General features: G+C 61.3%; 2 protein-coding genes. One reads left to right on the top strand and one right to left on the bottom strand.

What is annotated here, in order from left to right:
• The coding region (locus tag JNL55_RS02400) for a TonB-dependent receptor (RefSeq protein WP_293848780.1) at positions 1–1,003 on the bottom strand (1,003 nt) is incomplete at its 3' end.
• Positions 1,004–1,199: 196 nt separating this feature from the next.
• Between JNL55_RS02400 and JNL55_RS02395 the strand changes: the two genes are divergently transcribed.
• The coding region (locus tag JNL55_RS02395) for a hypothetical protein (RefSeq protein WP_293848778.1) at positions 1,200–1,960 on the top strand (761 nt) is incomplete at its 3' end.

Below are 1,960 nucleotides of genomic sequence, written 5' to 3'. Positions count from 1 at the left end.
GTTGGCCGCCGATCACGACCAAGTTCACGCCATCGAACTCATACGTGGCGCGCAGGATGCCGGTGTCGTACTTGTAGTCCGAGTTGGTTGGCTGATCGGTCGCGATACGCCGAGTGTTCGATGGGAAGAAGCCCTGACCGTCGTTGATCGGGCTGCCGATCACGCCGCCTGCCACCGGCGTGAGTACGCCTGTCGGCACGGCGGTTGGTACGCCCTGTTCGATGTTGGAGTGGGCCACAGAGAGATCGAGCGTCAACTTATCGAACTTGCCGCGCAATGCGAGCCGTACGGATTGGTTGGTGTAGTCGTCCGACGCGCGTGCCGGGCCGACGTCTTTTAGATAACCATCGGACTCGCCGTAGCTACCGCTCACGCGCATGAATATCGAGTCGGAGAGGGGCACGTTGATCATGCCCGAGCCTTTGTAGGTGCCATAGCTGCTGGCATCCAGATCGACCGCAGCCTCGAAGGTTTCTATGGGCTTTTTGTAGACGATGTTCACCGCGCCCGCGATGGTGTTACGGCCGAACAGCGTGCCTTGAGGGCCGCGCAATACTTCGATGCGTTCCACGTCGTACAGATCGAAGTCGAATTCGTTGACGCCGAACTCGTCGTTGTACACAGCAATCGAGGAGCTTTGGCCGCCGATGTTGGTGACACCGCGGATCGATACGTCGCTTTCGCCCGGCGTGCCGTAATTAGTGGCCTTGAAGTTAGGCACCAGCGCAGCGTAATCCTGCAGGCTTTCGACCTGCGCCCGCTCCAGCGCTTGTGAGGTGAGCGCGGTGACAGCTACCGGCACTTGTTGTAGATCTTGCTCGCGGCGCTGTGCGGTGACGATGACCTCTTCGATGCCGCTGTCGGCCTCGGCCGCGCCAGCGACCTGGATGACCGTTCCGCTGAGCGCAAAGGCTGTCGCAGCCGACGCGTGGACCCAAGTGCGTAGTGTGGTCGCCGTCGCGGCAACACCCCCGTGAGCTTTGGAAGCAAGTTGTTTGTTCACCCGAACCCCATGTGTTGTTAGCTGCCAGAATCTGAGCTCGATTGTGACCATGGCTGGCGGCGCGCCAATCCCGAGGGGTCTATACAAGGTATACGAAGTTGTTGATCCTGAGCCGGCGCGCCATCTGCGGCAGTTATGTCTGGCATCGACGCCCCGGGCTGGCTGGTTGTCGCACTACGTGAATAATCGCCGGACCATGACCGATAAAGACCGTAGCTACAGCTATCTCGCCCGCACGTTCGACGCACCGACGTTATCGACCCAAGAGTTCGCCCGGCACCTCGATGCTGTCGCCATGCCGACGTGGCGCAGGCTCCATGAGGCTGGCGTGCTGGCGAGCGTCGAAACGCTGCGCAAAGTAGGCGACATCGATATGCAGACGGCTCCGGGCCCGGTGCGGGATTGGGGCTATTTTGTGCAGCTCGAACTCGGCGCCGGCGCTGACATCGAGGCTGTGCTCCAAGCCGAGCGCGACGCTGGTTTGGAAGCTGCGTTGGCCCGGCAGCCGGGGATTCAATATCTAAGTTGTGAAGTGTTGGTGCGCCCGGCCGGCGCCGGCACCGCGATCCCACATCCTTCGCCGCGCCATCGATCGCCACCGGCCAATCAGTACGCGGGCATCGAGTACATTCAGATTCCCAATCCGCATTGGGATGAATACCGCGGCTTCATGCGCGACGTCATGGGGCCGGTCGGCGCGCAGTTGGTGGACGAGGGGTACAGCTATCGAATCCAGATCATGGAACGTGCGCGACTGTTACGTTGGGACGACTCGCTGCCCGAGTGGAATCGAGTGCACATCCTGTGGGGCGAGTTCGACGATCCTGATCGCGGCTTCCTGCGACACACCAGCGAGGTCATCCGCTCGCGCTTTGGTCCGGGCGGCGACGTACTATCGACGCTTTCGCGCACCAGTCACTATCGAGTCAAACCGCGGATGAGCAAGAACGTGCGGCT

Origin of the sequence: Steroidobacter sp. (genome assembly GCF_016790065.1) — a bacterium.
GTDB lineage: Bacteria > Pseudomonadota > Gammaproteobacteria > Steroidobacterales > Steroidobacteraceae > Steroidobacter.
Note: the sequence above shows the minus strand (reverse complement) of the source record. Positions and strands in the feature narration are given on the sequence as shown.